At 38.9% G+C, this 22,206-nt stretch carries 22 protein-coding genes and 1 pseudogene; 1 reads left to right on the top strand and 22 read right to left on the bottom strand.

Annotated elements, in window-relative coordinates; translation table 11 throughout:
- From NYR25_08205 to NYR25_08165, 9 genes are all read right to left on the bottom strand, one after another.
- A complete protein-coding gene (locus NYR25_08205; GenBank protein UWF33555.1) occupies positions 1-816 on the bottom strand; it encodes a hypothetical protein in 816 nt (271 codons plus the stop codon).
- A 145-nt stretch (positions 817-961) separates the two neighbouring features.
- On the bottom strand, positions 962-1,708 hold the full coding sequence (locus NYR25_08200) for a hypothetical protein (protein UWF33554.1): 747 nt from the start codon (positions 1,706-1,708) through the stop codon (positions 962-964).
- A 540-nt stretch (positions 1,709-2,248) separates the two neighbouring features.
- Positions 2,249-3,076, bottom strand: coding sequence for a hypothetical protein (locus tag NYR25_08195; protein UWF33553.1), 828 nt, complete (start codon positions 3,074-3,076; stop codon positions 2,249-2,251).
- Positions 3,077-3,318: 242 nt separating this feature from the next.
- On the bottom strand, positions 3,319-4,050 hold the full coding sequence (locus tag NYR25_08190) for a hypothetical protein (protein UWF33552.1): 732 nt from the start codon (positions 4,048-4,050) through the stop codon (positions 3,319-3,321).
- A gap of 526 nt (positions 4,051-4,576) precedes the next feature.
- Positions 4,577-5,410, bottom strand: a complete 834-nt coding sequence (locus tag NYR25_08185; protein UWF33551.1) for a hypothetical protein — start codon at positions 5,408-5,410, stop codon at positions 4,577-4,579.
- Between the two features lie 17 nt (positions 5,411-5,427).
- Entirely contained in the window at positions 5,428-6,171 is a 744-nt protein-coding gene (locus tag NYR25_08180; protein ID UWF33550.1) for a hypothetical protein, read from the bottom strand.
- Between the two features lie 384 nt (positions 6,172-6,555).
- Positions 6,556-7,380 (bottom strand): hypothetical protein, encoded by an 825-nt coding sequence (locus NYR25_08175; protein UWF33549.1) that lies wholly within the window; start codon positions 7,378-7,380, stop codon positions 6,556-6,558.
- A gap of 12 nt (positions 7,381-7,392) precedes the next feature.
- Positions 7,393-8,124 carry a hypothetical protein gene (locus NYR25_08170; GenBank protein UWF33548.1) on the bottom strand — a complete coding sequence of 244 codons (732 nt, stop codon included), beginning with the start codon at positions 8,122-8,124 and terminating at the stop codon, positions 7,393-7,395.
- 150 nt (positions 8,125-8,274) lie between these two features.
- Entirely contained in the window at positions 8,275-9,087 is an 813-nt protein-coding gene (locus tag NYR25_08165; protein ID UWF33547.1) for a hypothetical protein, read from the bottom strand.
- A 310-nt stretch (positions 9,088-9,397) separates the two neighbouring features.
- Here NYR25_08165 and NYR25_08160 point away from each other — a divergent pair.
- Positions 9,398-9,750: pseudogene (locus NYR25_08160) on the top strand (cell surface protein).
- A gap of 57 nt (positions 9,751-9,807) precedes the next feature.
- Here NYR25_08160 and NYR25_08155 read toward each other — a convergent pair.
- The 13 genes from NYR25_08155 to NYR25_08095 all read right to left on the bottom strand — a co-directional run bounded on the left by NYR25_08155 (position 9,808) and on the right by NYR25_08095 (position 22,158).
- Entirely contained in the window at positions 9,808-10,659 is an 852-nt protein-coding gene (locus NYR25_08155) for a hypothetical protein (protein ID UWF33546.1), read from the bottom strand.
- 14 nt (positions 10,660-10,673) lie between these two features.
- Entirely contained in the window at positions 10,674-11,408 is a 735-nt protein-coding gene (locus NYR25_08150; GenBank protein UWF33545.1) for a hypothetical protein, read from the bottom strand.
- Positions 11,409-11,484: 76 nt separating this feature from the next.
- The gene (locus NYR25_08145) at positions 11,485-12,324 is read right to left on the bottom strand and encodes a hypothetical protein (GenBank protein ID UWF33544.1); all 840 of its coding nucleotides are present in this window, start codon (positions 12,322-12,324) and stop codon (positions 11,485-11,487) included.
- Between the two features lie 16 nt (positions 12,325-12,340).
- Positions 12,341-13,084, bottom strand: coding sequence for a hypothetical protein (locus tag NYR25_08140; GenBank protein UWF33543.1), 744 nt, complete (start codon positions 13,082-13,084; stop codon positions 12,341-12,343).
- A gap of 142 nt (positions 13,085-13,226) precedes the next feature.
- Positions 13,227-13,634, bottom strand: coding sequence for a hypothetical protein (locus NYR25_08135; protein ID UWF33542.1), 408 nt, complete (start codon positions 13,632-13,634; stop codon positions 13,227-13,229).
- The gene (locus tag NYR25_08130; GenBank protein ID UWF33541.1) at positions 13,604-14,086 is read right to left on the bottom strand and encodes a hypothetical protein; all 483 of its coding nucleotides are present in this window, start codon (positions 14,084-14,086) and stop codon (positions 13,604-13,606) included. The genes NYR25_08135 and NYR25_08130 overlap by 31 nt, the downstream gene beginning before the upstream one ends.
- 18 nt (positions 14,087-14,104) lie before the next feature.
- Positions 14,105-14,848: a hypothetical protein gene (locus NYR25_08125; GenBank protein UWF33540.1), complete on the bottom strand. Its 744-nt coding sequence runs from the start codon at positions 14,846-14,848 to the stop codon at positions 14,105-14,107.
- A 389-nt stretch (positions 14,849-15,237) separates the two neighbouring features.
- Positions 15,238-15,957, bottom strand: coding sequence for an aquaporin family protein (locus NYR25_08120; protein ID UWF33539.1), 720 nt, complete (start codon positions 15,955-15,957; stop codon positions 15,238-15,240).
- Between the two features lie 14 nt (positions 15,958-15,971).
- Positions 15,972-17,795 carry a type 1 glycerol-3-phosphate oxidase gene (gene glpO / locus NYR25_08115; GenBank protein ID UWF33538.1) on the bottom strand — a complete coding sequence of 608 codons (1,824 nt, stop codon included), beginning with the start codon at positions 17,793-17,795 and terminating at the stop codon, positions 15,972-15,974.
- A gap of 19 nt (positions 17,796-17,814) precedes the next feature.
- Positions 17,815-19,329: a glycerol kinase GlpK gene (gene glpK, locus NYR25_08110; GenBank protein ID UWF33537.1), complete on the bottom strand. Its 1,515-nt coding sequence runs from the start codon at positions 19,327-19,329 to the stop codon at positions 17,815-17,817.
- A 293-nt stretch (positions 19,330-19,622) separates the two neighbouring features.
- On the bottom strand, positions 19,623-20,432 hold the full coding sequence (locus tag NYR25_08105; GenBank protein UWF33536.1) for a hypothetical protein: 810 nt from the start codon (positions 20,430-20,432) through the stop codon (positions 19,623-19,625).
- Between the two features lie 12 nt (positions 20,433-20,444).
- Positions 20,445-21,182: a hypothetical protein gene (locus tag NYR25_08100; protein ID UWF33535.1), complete on the bottom strand. Its 738-nt coding sequence runs from the start codon at positions 21,180-21,182 to the stop codon at positions 20,445-20,447.
- A 346-nt stretch (positions 21,183-21,528) separates the two neighbouring features.
- Positions 21,529-22,158, bottom strand: coding sequence for an HAD-IA family hydrolase (locus tag NYR25_08095; GenBank protein UWF33534.1), 630 nt, complete (start codon positions 22,156-22,158; stop codon positions 21,529-21,531).
- Positions 22,159-22,206: the final 48 nt, after the last annotated feature.

The following is a 22,206-nucleotide window of genomic DNA, read 5'->3' as shown; positions in this document are numbered from 1 at the left end:
TTATGGCTTGGTGGGTAAATCAACTAAAGCGTATCGATTGCTGAAACGATTAGTTAGAATTTCTTGTAATAGATCGTCTTCACTACGAAAGTCCTCGGGATTGAGACGTCGTTTATTGTTTTCCGACAAAACTGTGGTAAGCAGTTCCATAACGATTCCGCGGTTACCGGCTAAGTAATCAAATGAAGGATTCCCATTATCATTAGTAAAAATCAATTTGCCGTAAGGGGCTTCTTTAAGAGACGCTAGACTAATTTGCGAAATAATGATTTTTTCTAATTGAGGGTGCATAGCTACATAATCGTAAACAACGCTTAAGAAGTTGATGATTGAATTGGTGGAATCAACAAGCTTCGTAGCAAATCCCGCCCGTGCCATGCTTTGGAATGCTTCAAATTCATAATTTTTATCGGGGATGAAGCAAAGGTTGGTCCCCCCTAAGATGCGATCTTTAATGGCACGCTTTTCCACATAAGGCTCTGAAGTAAATAGGGTGTCCTCTCCAATTGAATCGATTTTTAAGCTTTTACCTGCCCATTGTTTTGGGACAGTGCCCCGTTTGCTTTCTTGATGGTTAGTGTCAAGAAAGATAATTTCTTGATTTGCTTCGTCAAAATCCCATCCACGATATTCTGAAGGTTTGAACGCAAGGTTAGTGGGAAAACCAATGGTTCCATCGCGATGAAAAACAATTGCCAACATTCCGCTTGTAGATGTTCCAAGCTTCAAAGGAACAAATTGATGCTTAAAAATAACAATCCGTAAAATCCAGCAACGATCGCAAATTATGTCAGTGAGCTCTTGCTTATTTAACATTTACATAACTCCTTGATTATATTTATCAGGCTTTAAAAAATTTTCCATGGCTAATTTAGCAGACATAAACTTAAAACGTTTTGCATAGTAGCTTTATTAGGGATATTGTCCATAAGTACAGGTAAGATAATGAATGCGGAATTTTCTATTTATGACTAAACCATGCACTGCTCGTTCTTTGCATACCATTAAAAATAGTGGTGACTTCTCGTCCATGTACTAGACGATCAGTAAAATATTGGTAAGCAACGTAATTGGATAAGGCCATTTCTATTTCACTTAGTTGATACTCATGCTTTCCTTTAGCAACGGCCAACTGTGTATCGGTAATGATTTTTACCATTATCCCTAAGTACTCCAACAAAACTGCTCGAGTACCAACCATTACGCCCAGATTAAGGGTCTGTAATAATGCATTTTCCTTGATAAAATTATTGATTTCTTTAATTTCAGGTCGTCCGGTAATCGATGTAATGTTAATTGTTTGAGTGGCAAAAATATAAAAGGGTTCATCACCCATGTATAAAATTCCGTCTTCAACGCTGTCAAAGGGATAATTGAGCATCACGACGTCTGTAGCATCTGTTAAGGCGGCTTTCTTTATTTCCGGATGAGCTTGTAAAAATTCGTAAGCCATTAAAATCCGGTGGAAATATAGAGAAAGGTGTGGAAAATGATTAAATAAGTCGTGGTGCACAATGTGGGTACCTTCTGGTCCTTCTTGGCTATCTGCATTAGTGAGCACGTAGTAAGGTACATGATGGTCAGCTAGTGATTTAGCTTGAGTAGCCACGGCCTGAGAAACATCAACATTCTGGTTATCTGCATGTTTAAAGGAGTCTTCCATATCTATAATGAATTCGCTAATCACAACATTTGGTTCAACTTTCATTTATTGCTCCTTAATCTGTAAAAATTGTTATCGACATAAAATATATATCGCATTCGATATAGCCTTTAAATGATACGGTGTTAAAAATTGCCTTAGACAGTATAAAGACAATACTTAGTAACACACGTTTTTTGCTGAGAAGCTTTAACGTGAGATGTATAATGCGATTGTAATTTAATGAACAAAAGCAAGTAGGATAAAAATGAATGAGTAATAGATTAGGTTACATAACTAACCTATCTTAATGGTGATGATAGCAACTATTGCCACGTTATTGATCACCATCCCACTAGCAATGACTGCGCAATTTTCAATAAAGGCTGGTTATTATTATTAGCTAACGGTAGTTAATTTAATGTAGAAGCTTTTAGGATTTTAATCGGTATATTGTCACCAGTCGAGCAAATAGTAATTATCCCCATTGCAATCAAGGAACAGAATTAAACAACGGAGTTCCGCTCTCCTAACTTTATGAATGTCGCAGTGAAAAAATTGCATCTATCATGTAAAGGGGGTTCTCCGTAAATAAGTGCAGTTACGTTAAATTTCTAAATTCATCACTTCATAGCGATTAGCAAAACGATTTCTTAGCAGATCTTGGAGAAGTTCGTCCTCAGAACGGGAGTCGTTGGGATCTAGCTGTCGGTTATTATTTTCGGTTAGTAAAGCAGTTATTAGTTCCAAAATAATGCTACGTTGGCCAGCACAATATTCTAAAGTGATTTGTTCAGTGCTTTTTGCAAATAGTAGCTGTTTAAGATTTTTGGCAAGGTTTATTTTGGTTGTCTCAGTTTGAGAAATAATAACATCTTCTACTTCAGGATGATCAATCAAATATTCATAAATCTCGTTAAGAAATAGCATTAGTGGTTTAGAGTCAACGGGACAAGTACTATAGGCTTTTCTACTGAATCTTCTTTGCAGTTCACCATGAAACTTAGAACGAGGTACGAACGCCATATTTTTGACATCCGTAACGTAGCTACCAGAAACAGTGTAATCTGTAAAATTGAAGAGAACGCCATTACCGTCTGCAAAGTTAAGTTGGGTAGCGCCGTAAAAACCATTTAAAGTAATGGTTGCCCAAGTTCTAGGCGTGTTATCGTGATCATAAAAAATTATTTTTTGTTCATTTTCGTTAAAGTCCCAATGATCACATTCAGGTGGGATAAAGCCAATTTTAGTAGGAAATTCAAAACTGCCATCTTTATTGAATATAAGCACTACCATGCTATATCCGGCCTGTTCATCATATTCCAAATATAATGGACCGGGCCTTCCGTTATTTCCTGGAAGGGTAGCGACTTCCCATAGTCGCCAAAGCCATAATTTGTTACAAATTAAATTTATTACGTCTTGTTTATTCATTTTTCATCCTCCTAAGATGCAGACTGCTGTATTGGGATGTGAAAATTCTAACGTTTACAGCGTTCGCTCGAAATCTGGAAGCTTAGAGATATTAGGTTTATAAAGGAAATTCACACAGGGTGAAGAGCCATATAAATGAGGTGCTACTTTCAAAGCGCCAAAAAATGCCCCAGATAGTGATTGCCTGCACCTTTTGGTATTAAACGAACTTTTATCATACTTTCGTTATGAAACAGCCTTAATTACTTATGCTTGAACCACGCACTGCTTTTTTCTTGGAAACCTTTGAAAATGGTGGTGACTTCTCGACCATGAACCAAACGGTCAGCAAAATAGCGGTATGCAACATAGTTACCGATTTCCATTTCAAATCCATCTAGCCCAGCATTTTCGTTGCCTTGTTGAATTTTTAACTGCTCGTCAGTAATTAACTTGGCCATGATTCCTAAGTATTCAAGTAACACATCGCGTGTTCCAACAAGCACTCCAATATTTAAAAGGATACGCGTAGCATTTTTCGCGCTGAAATCTTTCATGTACTGTGGGGAGCTACTATTAACTATAATATCGGCATCACCTAAGCGTTTCCATTCGTCGCCAATGTATAGAACGCCTTCGTCAACCTTATCAAAGGGATAGTTCAGCATCGTTACATCTTTGGCATCAGTTAAAGCTGCTTTTTCAATTTCTGGATGCGCTAGTAAAAACTCGTATGCCATTAGGAAACGATAAAAATATAAAGTTAAATCAGGATAATGTTCAAAAAGCTTCATGTTCACAATATGTAAATTCCCGCTGTCCTTAGGGTCTGGACTATTAGTGAGAACGTAAAAGGGGACGTCAAATTGTGCTAACGAGGTTGCTTGATCTTGGACCTGCTCAGCAACGTCAACGTCATGATTATCGTAGAGATGAAAGAAATTATCCATGTTTATGATAAATTCAGTAATCACTACGTTCGACTCAACTTTCATTTAATACTCCTTAATTTATATTTGGATTAATAGTTATCTAGGTAAAATATATACCGCATTTAGTATAGCTCTTAAATGATACAGTGTCTACATTGCTTAGCAAAAAATTCGTTATGGTAAAGAAGGTTAAAAGTTAATCTGACTAATGATGATGAAAGGACTATAAGCAAAAAATTAATGAAAAAGGGCGCGATGATTTATGTGATTATTTCTTTGATGACATGATTTTTGAATAGTTTGTAGATGGAGAGGAAATTTATGTATTTTGGGCTAGTAGTCAGCTAATGATTGTCCAAAAGTATCTTTTGCTACCGGACACTCAACTCATTTACTATGGAAAGTCTACATATTAATTATTGCGGTAAAAAATAAGCACTTGTTAAATAGTTTTTTAACAAGTGCTTATTTTTTGTGTAGAAACTAGTACTACTAGTTAAATCTTAGTATTTAATGCAGTTTTGCGTGTTTATAGAAGTAAATTACTATTAAAAAGTTGGTTATGGATCACTAGATATAGTTGGCTTTTTTAAAATCCTGGTAAATCTATTAGTTCATAGCGGTTGCTAAATTTATCGGTTAAAATTCTTTGGAGTAATTCATCTTCGCTATGGTGGTCATTATCATCGATCAAACGTATATTGTTTTCTGTTAGGACTGTAATTAATAGCTCCATAAGGAGTGGTCGGCTTCCTGAAAAATAAGTAAACGAGGGTTTATCATGAACGTTTAAAAATTGTAATTTGTTACTTTGGGTAACTTTAATTACTTCCGTATTTTTATATGCTACTACAACTTGCTCTAATTTAGGATGAATAGCAAGATAGTCATAGACCCCTGCCAAAAACTCAATTAGTTCAGGATTATTTGGCACCCGATGAATATTGAAGCCGCTCCAACGTAACTTGTAAAATAACCCGTTGTCAAAAGCATTGAACGGGACGCAAAGGACTTTCTTCCCACCCAGAAGACGTTCAGTGATTTCTGAGTGATCTTCATGGGGTTCGTTAATTAACATGAAATTTGTATCACCATGTTCGGGTAGATGATTTATTTTAATGGCGGTAACTCCATAAGACAATTTAGATGGTAATTGTGCACGTAATGAAATTTCGTCTGGTTTAGATTTGAAAAGAATTTCTTGAGTTTCTTCGTCAAAATCCCAATAGCGATATTCAGGAGGAAAAAAACCAACGTCAGTAGGGATGCTAATCTGTCCGTTAGCATGGAAAACGATACAGAAAAAAGCAGGAACAGATCCTCCTAAAGACATTAAAATTGGGAAAGGATCATCTTGGGCAGTTGTTTGATAAATCCAAATCCGATTACCTATTAATTTGTAAACTTCCTTTTTATTTAGCATTAATTAATGACTCCCTATTATTTATGTTTAAACCAGGCACTACTATTTTTTTGATAGCCCCCAAATAGAGATGTAACTTCGCGACCATGAACGAGACGCTCAGAGAAATATTTATATGCTACATAGTTTGAAATCGCCATCTCGTATTTACCCAAATGATAACTTTCATCACCCTGACGAACTTTTAGTTCAGATTCGGTAATAATCTTAAGCATCATTCCAAGAAACTCAATTAAAACTTCGCGAGTGCCAGCCATTACGCCTAAGTTAAGGGTAGGGAGCAAATTGCTATTGTCTAAAATAAAATCCTCTATGAATGGTGGATTTTTGACACCAATGATCAGCAAAGAATCAAATAAAAATGTAGTTTCATCTCCCATATACAAAGTATCGGGTTTGATATTATCAAACGGATAGTTAAGCATCGTCACATCCGTAGCATCCGTAAGAGCAACTTTTTCAATCTCAGGATGATCTTGTAAAAAGTAGAAGGCCATGAAAAGACGATAAAAATACAGGGTTAAATCAGGATAATTATTATAAATATTATGCAAGTTAACGTTAACAATGTGTAGATTATCAATGGGAGGTTGGCTCGGTTCATTAGTTAGTACATAATATGGTACGTTAAAGCGCTTTAATGATTTAGCCTGCCCTCCAACCTTAGTTGGAATGTCCACATTGTGCGTGTCTTCATGATGTAATAAATCATCCATATTAGTGATAAATTCGCTGACTACGACGTTCGACTCAACTTTCATGTAATGCTCCTTATTATTGCACTTGGAATTGGTTTTTGGGGTAAAATATATACCGCACTTAGTATAAACGATAAAAGATATATTGTCCATACTCATAACAACATTACTTTTGGCTCCCTTAGCAATTTTTTTGTGGGTAGATTTTATAGTGGGATATAGAATTCGATTGTGTAATTTAAAAAAGAAGATACAATTTAGTACGAAGGTGCTGGTTATTTTATAAGTAGGTAGGGGCGAACAATTCCTGAGTAGAAATATTGCAATTGATTTGAATGTACATTTAAAGCATAAATCCAACAAATTAAAACTTAGTTTATGCGGAGTGCGCACTTATTTAAATGCATTAAATAAAAAGTTGACCAGTTGTAGCTAGTCAACTTTTTATTACATAATCGGGTTTTCTGCAACTTCATATCGATCGGCGAACCGATTTGAAATAATGTCTCGGATCATTTCTTCTTCGTTTCGGTAGTCGTCCGGATTAAGCAAACGCTTGTTATTTTCAGATAAAACTACGGTTAAAAACTCGATAATTAAATCGCGTTCACCCGTGAAATACTGACATGACGGCTGTTCATCATTCTTAGTGAACAATAGTTTAGTTTCCTTTGACAGTTGAATCAATGGTTTTCCTATCTGCGAAATTACTACTTCTTCTAATTGAGGATGAACAATCATATATTGATAAACTTCGTTAAGGAAAGCTACTATAGAGTCTTCAGCATCGATAAGCTTAATATCAAAATTTAGAAATGCCAAATCTTGGAATAATTCAAAATTATAGCCGCTACGGGGAGTGAAAAACATGTGACTTCCTCCAATTACGCGGTTTTTTATTGCACTTTTATCAACATGAGGTTCATACGAAAAAACTTCAATATTATCTGAATCGGTGATCAGCTGCATTTTAAGACTGCCACCAAACCATTGAGCAGGAACTTGTGCTCGCCGACTAATTTGGTTGTTATAATCAATGAAAGTAATTTCCTGTGCTTCCTCATCAAAGTCCCAGTGACGATATTCGCCTGGCTTAAAACCTACGTTGGTAGGGAAGGTAATCCTACCATCGCGCCGGAAACACAGGGCTAGCATTCCAGAACCGGGTTCTGTACCAATAAATAAGGTGCTGAAATGCTTTTCAGGGCTAATTACCCGAAATGTCCAAAAACGATCACAAATTAAATCTTTTACTTCATCTTTAGTTAGCATTACTAAAACTCCTCACTTGTGTTTAAACCATGCGCTGCTTGGCTCTTGATAACCATCCATTACTGTAGTAACTTCCCGACCGTGAATTAAACGGTCGCCGAAATATTTGTAAGCGGTGTAGTTAGAAATTGCCATTTCTACGTCGCTGAGTTGATAAGTGTCGTCACCTTGGCTAATTTTTAGTTGGGCATCGGTGATAATCTTAACCATAATTCCTAAATATTCGATTAACACGGCGCGAGTGCCTACCATGACACCTAAGTTTAGGGTAGGTAATAGTCCATTTTCTCTAATGAAGTCCTCTATACATTGAAGATCCTTATGCCAAGTAATCACTGGGGTGGCAAAAATATAAAAACTTTCGTCTCCCATATAAAGCGTTCCCTCCTCAACTTCATCAAATGGATAATTGAGCATGGTGACATCTCCTGCATCGGTTAACGCAGCTTTTTCAATTTCAGGATGGTTTTGTAAGAATTCAAAAGCCATCAAAATCCGGTGAAAGTACAAAGTTAGGTTAGGGTAGTGAGTAAATAAATCCATGTGAATGATGTGGGCCCCGGTATCTGGTTCTTGATCATCTGCGTTGGTCAGCACGTAGTATGGCACGTCCAAGCGTGCTAAAGACTCAGCTTGAGTTTGTGTTCTGGCGGCAATGTCAACGTTACTATTATCCTGACCATAATGGGGATCGTACATGTTAACAATGAATTCACTAATTACGACATTTCTTTCGACTTTCATGTAAAGCTCCTTATTTTATTTCTAATATAATTAGGTTGATTTACTAAATGTAATTACGTTTGTTACTTGTCTACACAGGAGTTAGGCAGGGATGTTTTTCGATTAGAGATTAATAGTTTTGTTAAACATACAAAAGTTGCCAAGGAAAAATCACGAGACTTGCGTTAATGAAAATTGACCGTAATATTGGTTATTTAGTACGTCTGATAATAACTCTCCCTCAGTGCGAGAATCATCAGGGTTAAGTAGGCGTTTATTATTTTCTGACAAAATAATAATTAATAATTCCATAACACGAGCCCGACTTCCAGCAAAGTAATTGAACGAGGGATGTTGAGCATCTTCAGCAAATAGTAGTTGGTTTTCTTCGGGAAGTTTAATTACCGCTGGTCCATCCTTTGCGATGACAATCTTTTCTAGTGACGGATGCTGAGCAATGTATTCATAAGCTTGGTCAAAAAATCCAATAAGAGAATCCTGATAATCTAATAATTTTAGGTTGAAATCGGCCCGACTGATATCATGGAATAAGTCCATATTAAACGCTTGCCGAGAAGTAAAATACATGTGTTTTCCACCGAGCACCCTGGTGGTAACTTGCTGCGTATTGGTATTTGAATCGTCAACTAGAATACCATTGTTACCATTAAGCAACTGAATTATATGGTCATCGTTTATCCACTTAGTGGGAAGGCTTCCCCGATTGCTAATATTATTGTTTTTATCAAAAAATAAGATTTCTTGCTTTTCCTCGTCAAAGTCCCAACGGGCATATTCCCCAGGTTGGAACCCTAAATGGGTCGGAAAGGTGATTTCTCCATTTGTTTCAAATTGAATTACTAAGAATCCACTTGCTGATGCATCGCCCATGAAAATTAGGATAAAATTGTTTTCTTCGGTAACAGCTTTGTGTATCCAAAAGCGATGACAAATTAATTTTTCTACTTCTTTTTTTGTTAACAATTTGTGTACTCCTTATGACGGTGATTGACAGTTATTCAAAGTTACTAGCTATCGTAAAGTAATTGCTAAAAGTTAAATATATAGCAAAACATCAGCTTCGGGTTGCATTCAAGTCCCTTAACCGCTCCCTGGGGAAATTATAACTACGGTAAAAGTTATACCACGTTTAGTATAATGGTTATCCTTCGTCGTGTCCACGGAATATGGTATTCTTCTGGAAAATAATGGGTAGCTATTAAGCAAAATAAAAGTTTTTTTGAGAAATATTTTTTGCTTAGTTACGATACAGGAGTTAAATTTGGCAAAGATGATTGACAATAGTCTGGTCGGGTATGCGCTTGATCCCAAGAAAACTACGCAACTAATGCCTTATTTATTACTATGCGGCATGTGCTAGGTCATAGTTTGGGACTCAATCATATTTCTAACGGGCAGTATTATGGGATGCCGGACGGCTATACATTAGGTATTTACGATGACGTGACGAACGCAGTTTTATTAGCCGATGACGATTATAATACCTACTCCCAAAGAACGATTACTTCTGAGGATGTTGCCGCGATTAAGTTAATTTTGGCTAACCATAATTTTGAAAATCCACAACCACAAACTAAGAAAGTGGTAACCAACGAACGAGTTGATCGGGTGGTTTTTAAATCATAATTAAAAAACATCCTTAATTTACTTCAATTTTATGAAGTGAGTTGGGGATGCTTTTATTTATTGGATATACTCGATTCGACCAGCAAACTTGGTTTCTAGAAGCTGAGCGAACAGTATGTCTACAGAACGATTATCTTCCGGATTTAATTGAAGCTTATTATTCTCGGTAACTAACATAATTAATAATTCAACCATTACAGAACGTTCGCCTGCACAGTAGTTAAAAGGAGATGCTTCATCAGGATTAGATAAAAGTACGTGGTCGAGCCCACTAGGAAAGTTAAATTCCATCTCCGGTGATGGATTACGGGAAATTATTACAGTATTTAAATGAGGGTGGTCCATTAAATACTCTAAAATTTCCTGAAGAAAATCGGTAAGTTCATCTTGATGGTCAACTGAATAAATGGTAAATCCGCGTCTAGTACAATACTGCGTAATATCTATGTTAAAGAATGCTTGGGGAACAAATACCATAGCCCGTTCATTCATATCTTGCTGGCAAATTCGAAACGCGTCGTAATGTGGGAAGTTTAAAAGGAAACTGGTACTTTGGTCACTCGGATCATCTTGTTTAAACACAAGAGTGTCAGCATTGTAAAAGAAATCTTTTTGGGGGAGTTGAGTTCTTTTCTCTGATTGACCATCCTTGCTAATAATCACAATTTCCTGTTGATCTTCGTCAAAGTCCCACTTGTAATAATCTGGCGGAATGAAGCCCAATTTAGTGGGGAATTTAATTTTTCCATTTTCATCAAATTTAATGGTGAGATAATTGTACTTATCGTCAGGATTAGAGTTTAAAGCTAGTCTTGTTGGATAAGTAGCGTAAGGATGTTCCTTAGAAACAAAATTAAAAATCCATAGTCGATTACAAATGATTTTTTTTACATCGTCTTTATTTAACATAGTAGTAAAACTCCTTATTTATGCTTAAACCAAGCACTACTTGTAGACTGAAATCCTTGAAAAATAGTAGTGACCTCTCGACCATAAACTAAGCGATCTCTAAAGTAGCGGTAAGCTACATAATTATTAAGCTCCATATCAAAATCTCCTAATCGTGAAGATTCGTCTCCTTGTTGATATTTTAATGAACTTTCAGTAATGAGTTTAAGAAAAATCCCTAGAAATTCTATCAAAATCGCGCGAGTACCAACTATAAGGCCAGGGTTAATAATTGGTAACATTTGGTGTTCAGCAATAAATTTTTTTATGAAGTACGGAGAATCGTTAGAGTTTATTATCCCAATATCGCCTAAAAGTTCCCATTCGGTACACATGTACAAAGTGTTCTCTTGGATCTTGTCAAATGGATAATTTAACATAGTTACATCATTAGCATCTGTTAACGCGGCTTTTTCAATTTCCGGATGGTCTTGTAAAAAGTCGTAGGCCATTAGAAGTCTGTAGAAAAAAATAGATAAGTCAGGATAGTGGTTAAAAGAATCTATGTGAGTGATGTGAAAGCTCCCCTTATCGGCCACTTGCTGTGGATCATCAGTTAAAACGTAAAAAGGAACGTCATGTTCTGCTAGTGATGCAGCTTGTTCTTTTACGTGTGCAGCTATGTCTATATTCGTATTATCATAATCATGATAAATATTGTCCATATTAGTAATAAATTCAGTAATAACTACGTCAGGTTCAACTTGCACTTGGGTACCTCCATTAATATATTGAAATTTAATTTTCATGCTATGAAATTAAAAATGATGATTGCTACACGATTATTTAAAACTCTGGTAAATTTTTTAATTCATACCGCCCTTGGAAATGACTAGTTAGAATATCTTGCAACATAGCTAATTCATCTCGTTGATCGTTATCATCAAACAACCGTAAATTATTCTCAGACAAAATCATGATGAGAAGCTCCATTATTGCCGATCGCTCTCCGGAGAGGTATTCGAATGAAGGGGCTCCCTGATTGTTTAAAAATAATAAATGTTGTGTTTGGGGTAGTTCGGTAATTAACTTACTCTTTTGCGAAATTACAATTTCCTTTAAATGTGGGTGGGTAACCAGATAATTATAAGCGCCACTGAAAAATTCGGTTAAAGAAGTTGCGGGATCAATTAACTTAATATTAAAGCCGAGCCAGCGCATGTCATAACGCAAGAAATAATCAAAGGACTCCTGAGGAGTGATGAAAACTTTCTCACCGCCTAAAGTTCGTTTAGAAATTTCTAAATGATCATAGTGGGGATCATTAACAAACTGGTTTTCTTGGTCTGAATCAGCAGGTTCATTTTTTAAGCTAATCGTAATAACCCCATAAGAAGATGCATAAGGAAGCGTGGCATGTATTTTTGTTTGGTCAGCTTGATTAATGAAGATAAGTTCTTGGGTATTTTCGTTGAAATCCCATTTGGCAAATTCGTTGGGAAAAAATCCTACTTTTGTGGCTGCAGAAACATGCCCGTCCTTGTGAAAGCGAATGCTGAGAAAGGATTTAGAGGCTTCTTCGTCACCTGCTAAGACAAATAGCGTCGGGTTAGGATGGGATTTGTTGATGCTTTGGTAAATCCAAATCCGATTACCTATTAAGTTAAAAACTTGTTGTTTATTCATTATCGACTGTCATCCTTTACTTATGTTTGAACCATGCACTACTATGCTCTTGATAACCACTAAAAATGGTGCTAACTTTCCGACCGTGAATTAAACGATCACTGAAATATTTATACGCAACATAATTGGAAATGCCCATTTCGTACTTTCCTAAGTGGTATTCCGTATTACCTTGCTTAAACTTTAGTTTTGCTTCAGTTAGTAAATTGACCATGATGCCTAAGTATTCAATTAAAGTAGCTCGCGTACCAACCATGACGCCTAAATTTAAGGTTGGCAACAAGTTACCATTTTCGAGAAAGAACTTGGTCATGTATTCGGGATTATCTCTATCCATCACTAATTGATTAACAAATACGAAATTGGTTTCGTCTCCCATATATAAAATACCGGGTTTAACTTGTTCAAACGGATAATTTAACATGGTGACGTCGGTCGCATCCGTTAAGGCAGCTTTTTCGATTTCGGGATGGGCTTGCAGAAAATAAAAGGCCATAAATATTCGACAAAAATATAAGGTCATGTCGGGATAGTTACTGTAAATTTTTTTCAAATCAACGTTGACGATACTTAAGTTATCGTTTTTTTCTTGACTAGGTTCATTAGTTAGTACGTAATATGGTACTTGAAATTGTTTTAGTGAGTTGGCTTGTTTGACAACTTTACTTGGAATATCAACATTGGTGGTATCTGTGTGATACAACACGTCTTCCATTTTAGTGATGAATTCACTAATCACGATGTTAGGTTCAACCTTCATTTGAAACTCCTTTACTGTACTAGATATATTATTAAGAATAGTTGTTAGCGATAATCATGAACCTCTTTTATTATAAACGTTATCGAAATGTATGCGTATCACTTTTTTAGGGATTGCGAAGATATTAGTATTAGGTAATTTTTTAAAAATTCAGTAAAATCTCCCAAAGTGAAGCTGCTTCTGGAAATGAGTCGCTTACTTCATAGCGTCCCGCAAAGCAGGTAGTGATAACGTCTTGTAGCATTTCTGTTTCACTACGTTGGTCGACATCGTTATATAAACGCAGATTGTTTTCAGTGATTACCAACGCCAGTAATTCCATAATGGCCGCCCGGGTTCCCGAAAAATAAACTAATGAAGGTTGATTGCCTTCAAGACTAAATAAAAGTTGTTGCCTTTTTGGAAGTTGCACGACTGGTTGGTTGGTTCGAGAAAAGATCACTTGTGCAATTTGGGGATGATACGCAAGGTATTCGTAAATTTCCGTAAACATGGCTACCTGGCTGTCTTCGTGGTCAACTAAATTAGTGTTAAAACCAGTCCAACGCAAAGTATTATAAAAATCGCTTGTGTAAACTGAGCGAGGTAAGAAAAAAGCCTTAGTGCCCCCAAAAATTGTTCTGAAACATACGAACTACTAAGGTGAAAATAGCTAACATAAAAATATATAGAATCATCAGAGGGAGTAGCTGCCCTTTTTAGTGCTGTAATTCCGTAAGGTAGTTCCTTAGGCAAGCTTGTACGAAATATTGGATTGCCGTTTTCGTTAGTAAACAGGATTTCTTGATTTGCTTCGTCAAAATTCCATCCACTGTACCCATTAGGGACAAATGATATATCTGTGGGGATTTCTATACGCCCGTTTTTTCTAAATATAAAACTTAAAAAAGCAGTTTTAGGTATAGTGCTGATAAATATGGGATGTAACATATTTTTTTCAAAATATTGTAGAACCCACACTCGGTCACGTAATAGTTGATAAACTTGTCTTTTATTTAACATTCAATTGAGCTCCCTTGTTTATTTATGCTTAAACCAGGCACTACTGTGAGGTTGAAAGCCAGAGAAAAAGCTAGTTACTTTGCGACCATGAATCAAACGATCTTGGAAATATTCGTAAGCCACGTAATTAGAAATTGCCATTTCAAATGTTCCAAGCCGGTAGCGTTCGTCGCCTTGTTTGAATTTTAATTTGGCTTCGGTAATTAGTTTGACCATCATCCCAAGATATTCCATTAGGACTGTCCGGGTTCCGGCCATTACCCCTAAATTTAAGGTAGGCAACAGGTTACCGTTTCTCAAGAAAAAGTCTTGCAAATACTGGGGTCCTTCATTGTTAAGAATAATTTCAGTTTCAAATAGAAATGCGGTTTCGTCACCCATGTATAGCGTATCGGGTTTAATTTCGTCGAACGGGTAGTTTAGCATAGTGACGTCGGTTGCGTCAGTTAGGACTGCTTTTTCGATTTCAGGATGAGCCTGTAAAAAATAAAAAGTCATAAAAATTCGATAGAAGTAAAGAGTCATCTCTGGATAGCTTTGATATATTTTATCCAAGTTAACATTAACCACGTGGAGGTTATCAATGGGTTCCTGGGTGGAATCGTTAGTCAATACGTAGTACGGAACGTTAAAACGAGCCAAAGAACGGGTTTGTTCCGCTACCTTATTTGGAATATCTACGTTACTAGTATCTGCATGATGAAGCAGATCTTCCATATGAGTGAAAAACTGACTGATAACGACGTTAGGTTCAATTTGCATACATAGTCCTCCGTTTTTGGGCGCTTTTAGAATAAAGAACAACGCTGTGAATTAAACAGTGTTTTTACTCTTAAACGCTTCTGCCCTACCATTGATTATAAACGCTGTAAAATAGTTTGTGTATCAATTTTTCGGACGGTTAGTAAATTAGTTGTGAATAAGGACGTGAAAAAGAGTGGGAGACAAAAACGGGAGAGCTTGTGAGTATTAACTAAAAATCGACCATTATGCCTGAATTAGGCACAACAATCGATTTCGGGTTAGACGAAATAAACTGATTTTGGGCGCTATTAAAGTCAACGCGCCAAAATAATTTTCGGAAAAATATTCATCTGTGAAAAAATTTCTTAGTTTGTTCGCATACGTTTTAATGAATGCGCAGTTGTGAACTACGGTAACACGTTAAATAACAAGGCACCTAATGCGCCGCCGACCATCGGACCAAATACAGGAACCCAACTATACGCCCAGTCGGAATTGCCCTTATTGGCGATTGGAAGAATGGCGTGGGCGATCCGCGGACCTAAATCCCGTGCCGGGTTAATTGCGTAACCGGTCGTCCCTCCAAGGGATAATCCAATGGCGGTGATTAAAATGCCGACCACGATCGGATTCAAACCATCGGTGAAGTTGCCCCGGGTGAAAGCTAACAGGGCGAATACCAAAACAAAAGTTCCGATTACTTCACTGATGAAGTTCATCGCGTAATTACGAATCGCCGGTCCGGTGGCAAAGATTCCCCGAATGGCATCGGCATCCTTAGTGGCTTGCCAGTGGGGATAGTAATGGATCCAAACACATACCCCGCCGAGGATTCCGCCCAGAGTTTGGGCAATGCAGTAAGGAATCACGTTGGCCCAGGCAAATTTGCCAGCCATTGCCATTCCCAGGGTCACGGCCGGGTTCAAGTGGGCTGGGCTTAGAAAGGCGGAGGTATACACCCCTAAGGTAACTGCCAATCCCCAGCCAAGTGAGATTGCGATCCAGCCCGCACCCTCTGCTTTGGATTTTTTCAGGGTTACACCAGCAACCACACCGTCCCCAAGTAAAATTAAGATGAACGTGCCGACAAATTCGCCGACTAACTGCATCCATAAACTAGTTTCCATATCTAAACTTACTCCTATCTCAGATAATCTAGGTGGGCTTCAGCGATTACGTCTTGAAGTTCTTGACTATATTGTTGTTTTTGTTCCGCACTCCAGTTGAAGTAGCGGGCCATTTCGTCAACCACTCCTTGTTGGAGGTCGGCGATGGCGTCGTGGTGGAAGAGGAGGTGGTTAGTCCGCCGGAGCAAGTAATCTACGGGAGTCAAGGTCATTTCTTCTTCCATCGAGTAGTGCAGACTGATGGTTTCTGCAAGGCTTAAGCCAGGTGCAGCCGGCAAACGACCAATTTGACTAAAGACCCGTGCCGCGTTGGATCCGAAGAGGTTGGCAATCTTCTCCGCTTCGGGTTTGGAAAGACCGCTTTCGATACCTTGTTTAGCAAAGAATGACAAGGTGGCGTCCACGTTTTGCGGATCAATATCCCCACCAGAAACTTGGAGGTGTTTGGAGTCGATCGAATTGAAGTTCCGGTTGAAACGTTGCTTAAGCAGTTTAGCGATTAAGGCAATCGCGCCAGCAGCCATCTTCCGATAATCGGTGATCTTACCACCAGCAAGGGTAATCAAGCCATCTTGAGCCACATCTAGCGAGCTTCCCCGAGAAACCGCAGAAGGGTTCGGTTTATTTTCGGAAAGGGTGCTTTCTAAGTGATTAAGTACGTCTTCCACGTCTTCACGACTAACCAACTGCTTTTCGTATTTATCCACGATTGCAATTACTTCGTCAAAGCTTTGGGCGGTGATCTTACCAGAATTACCGCCGTTGTAATCTGAGCTGCCGTTAGAAGCAATCAATGGTCGTAACCCTGCCCAGCTAGCTTCTACATCATCAATGGTAATCTCTGCTTCTGGATAACGTTCGTTAATTGTTTTCAATAGGTAATCCACATCAGCCTGTTCAACCCGCGGGTGAAGGAAGTCGCCCTGATAGTCGGTATCGGTGGTTCCAAAGTATGTTTTACCTTCCCGTGGAATCGCAAAGACCATCCGGCCGTCTTGTTGCCCAGAGTCAAAGTAGGTTGGTTGGGGAACGTTGAGTCGAGAACGATCGACTACTAAATGAACCCCCTTAGTAGGCCGCATTTGTGGAGTTACTTCGAGGTGGTCGTCCATTTCGCGGATAAAGTCGGACCACGGCCCGGTGGTGTTAATTACGAGACGGGCGTGAATATCGAATTCTTCGCCAGTTAAGAGGTCCTTTACGTTGACTCCGTTGACGTTACCATTTTCGTCGTGCAAAATGTGTTGGGCTTTTACGTGACTAACCATTAAGCCCCCGTTTTCGTGAGCTTTTTTGATGTTTTCAATTACAAGACGGGCGTCATTATTCCGGTAATCTAGGTAAACACCGCCACCTAACAATTTGTCGGGGTTAAGCTGGGGTTCGCGTTGGAGCACCTCTTCCTTAGAAATCGTGTAATTAGTGTATTTAGGATCCGTAACTCCAGCTAGTTGGTCGTATAGGTTCATCGCAACCTTGACGGAGAACATGTTAAAAGTGGATCCCGGCTCGTCGTAAATTGGTAACAACATTGGATCAGGCCGGGGGATGTGGGGAGCAATCCCTTGGACGACCGCCCGTTCCTTAACGGTGTCGGAAACTACTTCAACGTCAAAGTTCTTGAGGTAGCGAATTCCTCCGTGAACTAATTTAGTCGATCGCGAAGAGGTTCCTTCCGCAAAATCTTGCATTTCAATTAGTCCGTTGTTCATGCCCATGGCGCTAGCCTGAATGGCTACTCCTGCACCAGTAATTCCGCCGCCGATGGTCAGTAAGTCGAGGGTTTCATTTTTTAGACGTTCAATATCTTGTCTTCTACTTAATAATGAAAATGACATATAATAATCCTCCTAAGAGTTAGTTTGCTTTACGCGGTTGGTGCTTGAATTTCCGGGTTGCGGCCACGGCTTCTTGCCAACCTTGATAAAGGTCGCGGCGTTCTTCTGCATCCATTTGTGGTTTAAAAACCTTCCCGGGTTGGTATTCGGCTTTTAGTTCATCGAGATCTTGCCAATAACCAACGGCCAGTCCAGCTAGAAAGGCCGCCCCCAGCGCGGTGGTTTCTAAATCGTGGGCCCGGTGAATTTCAATTCCTAAAATATCGGCCTGAAATTGCATTAGGTAATTGTTGTTGGAGGCGCCGCCGTCCACTCGCATTGCCGGGATGTCAATTCCTGAATCACGTTTCATCGTGTCAAGGACGTCCCGAGATTGGTATGCCAGGGATTGTAAGGTCGCTTTGATAAAGTCTTCTTTAGTCGTTCCGCGGGTGATTCCAAATACGGCTCCCCGAGCATCAGAATCCCAATACGGCGCCCCTAAACCAGTAAAGGCGGGAACCACGTAGACTTCGTTTTCATTTTGCGAAGCTAACGCGGCGGCTTCTGAATCGGAAGCCTTTTTGAAGAGCTGCATTCCGTCCCGCAGCCACTGGATTGCCGAACCGGCCACAAAAATGCTTCCTTCCAAAGCATAGTAAACCTTGCCATTAATACCGTAACCAATGGTGGTTAATAAATTATTATCGGATAATTGCGGTTGCTCACCAATGTTCATTACGGTAAAGGCGCCGGTCCCATAAGTATTCTTGACCATGCCGGGTTCAAACGCGAGTTGACCGAAGAGGGCCGCCTGTTGGTCACCAGCCATCCCCGCAATCGGAACTTCGCTACCATAGAAGTGGTAATCCTTGGTCTTACCGTAAATCATCGAATTTGGCTTAACCTCTGGCAGGAGGGCTTCAGGAATGTTTAATAATTGCAAAATCTCGGAGTCCCATTTCAACTCGTGAATGTTGTAAAGCATGGTCCGGCTAGCGTTGGAGTAGTCAGTCACATGAACAGCACCATCGGTTAGTTTCCAAACTAGCCACGTGTCGATGGTGCCAAAAAGGAGTTCACCGCGTTCGGCACGTTCTTGAGCGCCGTTAATGTGGTCAAGAATCCAACGAATCTTAGTTGCGGAGAAGTAGGCATCGGTTACCAAGCCGGTTTTTTGGTGAATCAGGTCGCCATAGCCGTCTTTAATTAGTTGGTCGGCAATATCGGCAGTTTGTCGCGATTGCCACACGATTGCGTTATAAATTGGCAAACCAGTTTTTTTGTCCCAAATGACGGTCGTTTCACGTTGATTGGTAATCCCAATTCCGCTAATTTGACTGGGCTTGATGCCTGAGTCAATAAAAGCATTAGCAATCGTAGACGAAACGGCATTCCAAATTTCGTTGGCATTGTGTTCTACCCACCCCGGCTTAGGGAAATATTGCGTAAATTCACGTTGCGCATCGGCAACTTTACGCCCAGCATGATCGAATATGATCGCACGCGTGCTAGTGGTCCCCTCGTCGATGGCCAGAATGTATTTATCTGCCATGTCTGTACCTCCATAAATATTTAAGAATGATGAAGTTTAAGAAAGCGCTTTCTGAACTTCAAGATAATTATAAACTATTTGTAAGTGATTTAGAAATAGAAAGTTTTGTCGAGAACAATCACAAGAAAATGCTATAATACGGGCTTTTTAAGGGGTTTAAGTGGTTTTTTAAATCTGAAAAGTAACTACATCCTAAAAAAATACCCGCTTTGGTAAAAAGGGGCGGTTTTAGTAATCAAAAAGAGGCTGGAAATTTTTCCCAACCTCCTAGTATTCACTTAGTTCAATTAAATTTATATCCATTGTACCCGCTCTTTAAACTTAGTTTCCAAAGTATCTTTAATTGAAACTGAAACGTCTTCATCTTGCATGATTTGATGTTCAAAGGCTTGGTGGTAAGCTTCGATCAGTACTTGTCCCAACAATTCAATCATCAACCCTCGCGAAGCAACTAGAACGGTTCCTGAAACGTTTGCCTTAATTTTTGAAAGTGCTAGTTCTGCAAACGGGTTATCTTGTACATTGGGGTCACTGATAACAGCAACTTCTTTTAAAGCCGGATGTTCGATTAGGTAGTTAAGAGATTCCCTAATACCAGGCAGATGATCAAGGTCGTTTTGGATGCGGTGAACTCCCAAAACATAGTTTTTTACGATGTTTCCCAATTCTGAGTCAGGATGGTAGTTTTTAGCTAAAATCATTTTTCCAGCATTTAATTGGGGATTAGGCATGATTTGCTTTTTTGCATTTTTAAATAGTTTAGGGCGCGTGACTAATCTTCGTGGAACTCCCTGCGGATCTTGCTCCCGCATGACTAAATGTAAGCCCTCCTCTTTGGGAGTATGGAAACTTGTTGTTATTTGGTGATCTTTATCCATGAGCTCAACTAATTGTTGAGCTTCGTTAAACTGCCAATTACGATACTCAGGAGGAAGAAAACCCATCCGGGTTGGAAAGGAAATCGTTCCATTGGGATTTAATTTTAGAATTAAAATTCCCTGGTTTTGCCCCATATAAATCACTGAGCCAGTTCCGTCAGCTCCTGCATTTTCAACAGTCCATTCTTGATTATCAAGTATATGCATTAATTTATTAATATCCATTTTTACCACCCGTTATTTGTGCTTAAACCATGCGCTACTAGTGCCTTCGTTGTACATGAATAAAGTACTAACTTTGCGGCCATGCCTAATCCGGCTATAGAAGTATCGGTAAGCAACGTAGTTAACCAAGGCCATTTCATAATTTCCAAGTTGCTGGTCCGGTACGTCCCGCATTTCTTCTATTTGAACACGGTTAAAGATGCTAACGAAGATTGTCAAAAATTCAATGATTGTTTGCCGTGTCCCCACAATTACCCCTGGGTTGAGCAGTTGTAATTCAGGATTTTCCTCGAAAAAGTCTCTCATTTTGGGCGTTTTGGCATCCCCTTTAATAATCCCCGCATCTAAGTAGTTAATTTCATCGCCAAAATATAAAATCTCATCTTCCACTTGGTCAAAAGGATAATTGAGTAACGTAACGTCAGTAGCATCAACTAAAGCCACTTTTTCAAATTCAGGATGCTCAACCAAAAAATTTAACGCAATTTCCCAACGGATAAAGTATAGGGTTAATTTATATCGCTGAGGATTAACTTTCACAGGTTCAATGTGTAGATTGGCTTGTGCTTTTTGATCAATGTCGTTAGCTAAAATGTAGACAGGAATATCATAGTAAGCGGCGGATTGGGCTAGTGGTTGGCAAATGTCGGTCAGTCCGTTAGTTTCTTTCGCATCCCATGTGAATTGTGGGTCATAAAAGCCTTTTAAAAATTCACCTAGAATAATATTGTTTTTAGGTACAGTAGTCATTGTTTTTTAACTCCTAGTTAAACAGCGTAGTGTTTATGTTCTTCTCATATTAGAAGGATGAACAATAGGTTATACACTCTACGGAGATTATATCACACGTTAAACTATTAAAGTGGGCTATTAAAATGATGCGAGACTATCTCTATTTAAACGGAGAGATACTATTGGTCAGAAGCAATTTAAACACCCCTTGGTTGGCAAGGTGTCACACTCCGACAACCTTAAATCAATGACGTTTTGCCGTAGTGCGTTTACCGTTTTAAATAAAAAAGGAACCAGAGTTTAAGTTCTGGTTCCTTTTTTATTGGTTATGAATTCGTTCATAGTTTTTTAACTGTTAGCTGCCTTAACCTAATTGTTCTGCAGCGTCCATCAAGGAAGCTACCTGAGCGTTATCGTCCTGGCGGTCAATTTGGATTACTTGCCAGCCAGCTGCTTGAGCCGGTTGAATATCCTTAGTAGGGTCAACCGCAATGTGAACGTGTTCGTCAACGTCGCCTAATTGTTGGGCAGCGTATGCAAAGAATCGTGCGTTAGGTTTGTAAGCCTGAACGTCTTCAGCAGTGATGATTTGATCAAAATTATGTTCCAGTTTGACCACGTTAGCTTGAATTAAGTCTTTAGAGTGGTTGGTCAGTAAGACAGTCTCATAGCCTTTTTCCTTAATGTTATATAGTGCAGTTGGTGCATCGGGGAACGGCTCCATTACCGTGTGGGCAATTAAAACGTCACTGAAATCACTGGGGTCAATCGTGAAGTTTAGTTCTTCGGCAGTTTCGTTTAGAGCCACTTCCATTAGTTTAGAGTACTTCATAAATTCACTTTGTTGCATTAAAGCCCGTTCTTTTTGGCGGTAAGTATCCCGAACCTTTTTTTCGTCAATGTCGTAGCGGTTGCCAATCCGTCCAACCGCTTCGTAAAAAGGTTGCACGTTGAACAAGGTATCGAACCCTGCAAAGCTAACTACTTTTTTCATTTATAACACCATCCTCAATTATTCTTACCAATCCATTATACAGGTTTC

Origin of the sequence: Pediococcus acidilactici, from assembly GCA_024970065.1 — a bacterium.
GTDB lineage: Bacteria > Bacillota > Bacilli > Lactobacillales > Lactobacillaceae > Pediococcus > Pediococcus acidilactici_A.
The sequence above is the reverse complement of the archived record's forward strand: the minus strand, read 5'-3'. Positions and strand labels throughout refer to the sequence as shown.

Coding starts and splice junctions, on each gene's coding strand:
- NYR25_08205 (UWF33555.1), bottom strand. CDS start 816: ATGTTAAATAAGCAAGAGCTCACTGACATAATTTGCGATCGTTGCTGG.
- NYR25_08200 (UWF33554.1), bottom strand. CDS start 1,708: ATGAAAGTTGAACCAAATGTTGTGATTAGCGAATTCATTATAGATATG.
- NYR25_08195 (UWF33553.1), bottom strand. CDS start 3,076: ATGAATAAACAAGACGTAATAAATTTAATTTGTAACAAATTATGGCTT.
- NYR25_08190 (UWF33552.1), bottom strand. CDS start 4,050: ATGAAAGTTGAGTCGAACGTAGTGATTACTGAATTTATCATAAACATG.
- NYR25_08185 (UWF33551.1), bottom strand. CDS start 5,410: ATGCTAAATAAAAAGGAAGTTTACAAATTAATAGGTAATCGGATTTGG.
- NYR25_08180 (UWF33550.1), bottom strand. CDS start 6,171: ATGAAAGTTGAGTCGAACGTCGTAGTCAGCGAATTTATCACTAATATG.
- NYR25_08175 (UWF33549.1), bottom strand. CDS start 7,380: ATGCTAACTAAAGATGAAGTAAAAGATTTAATTTGTGATCGTTTTTGG.
- NYR25_08170 (UWF33548.1), bottom strand. CDS start 8,124: ATGAAAGTCGAAAGAAATGTCGTAATTAGTGAATTCATTGTTAACATG.
- NYR25_08155 (UWF33546.1), bottom strand. CDS start 10,659: ATGTTAAATAAAGACGATGTAAAAAAAATCATTTGTAATCGACTATGG.
- NYR25_08145 (UWF33544.1), bottom strand. CDS start 12,324: ATGAATAAACAACAAGTTTTTAACTTAATAGGTAATCGGATTTGGATT.
- NYR25_08140 (UWF33543.1), bottom strand. CDS start 13,084: ATGAAGGTTGAACCTAACATCGTGATTAGTGAATTCATCACTAAAATG.
- NYR25_08130 (UWF33541.1), bottom strand. CDS start 14,086: ATGTTAAATAAAAGACAAGTTTATCAACTATTACGTGACCGAGTGTGG.
- NYR25_08125 (UWF33540.1), bottom strand. CDS start 14,848: ATGCAAATTGAACCTAACGTCGTTATCAGTCAGTTTTTCACTCATATG.
- NYR25_08120 (UWF33539.1), bottom strand. CDS start 15,957: ATGGAAACTAGTTTATGGATGCAGTTAGTCGGCGAATTTGTCGGCACG.
- glpO (UWF33538.1), bottom strand. CDS start 17,795: ATGTCATTTTCATTATTAAGTAGAAGACAAGATATTGAACGTCTAAAA.
- glpK (UWF33537.1), bottom strand. CDS start 19,329: ATGGCAGATAAATACATTCTGGCCATCGACGAGGGGACCACTAGCACG.
- NYR25_08105 (UWF33536.1), bottom strand. CDS start 20,432: ATGGATATTAATAAATTAATGCATATACTTGATAATCAAGAATGGACT.
- NYR25_08100 (UWF33535.1), bottom strand. CDS start 21,182: ATGACTACTGTACCTAAAAACAATATTATTCTAGGTGAATTTTTAAAA.
- NYR25_08095 (UWF33534.1), bottom strand. CDS start 22,158: ATGAAAAAAGTAGTTAGCTTTGCAGGGTTCGATACCTTGTTCAACGTG.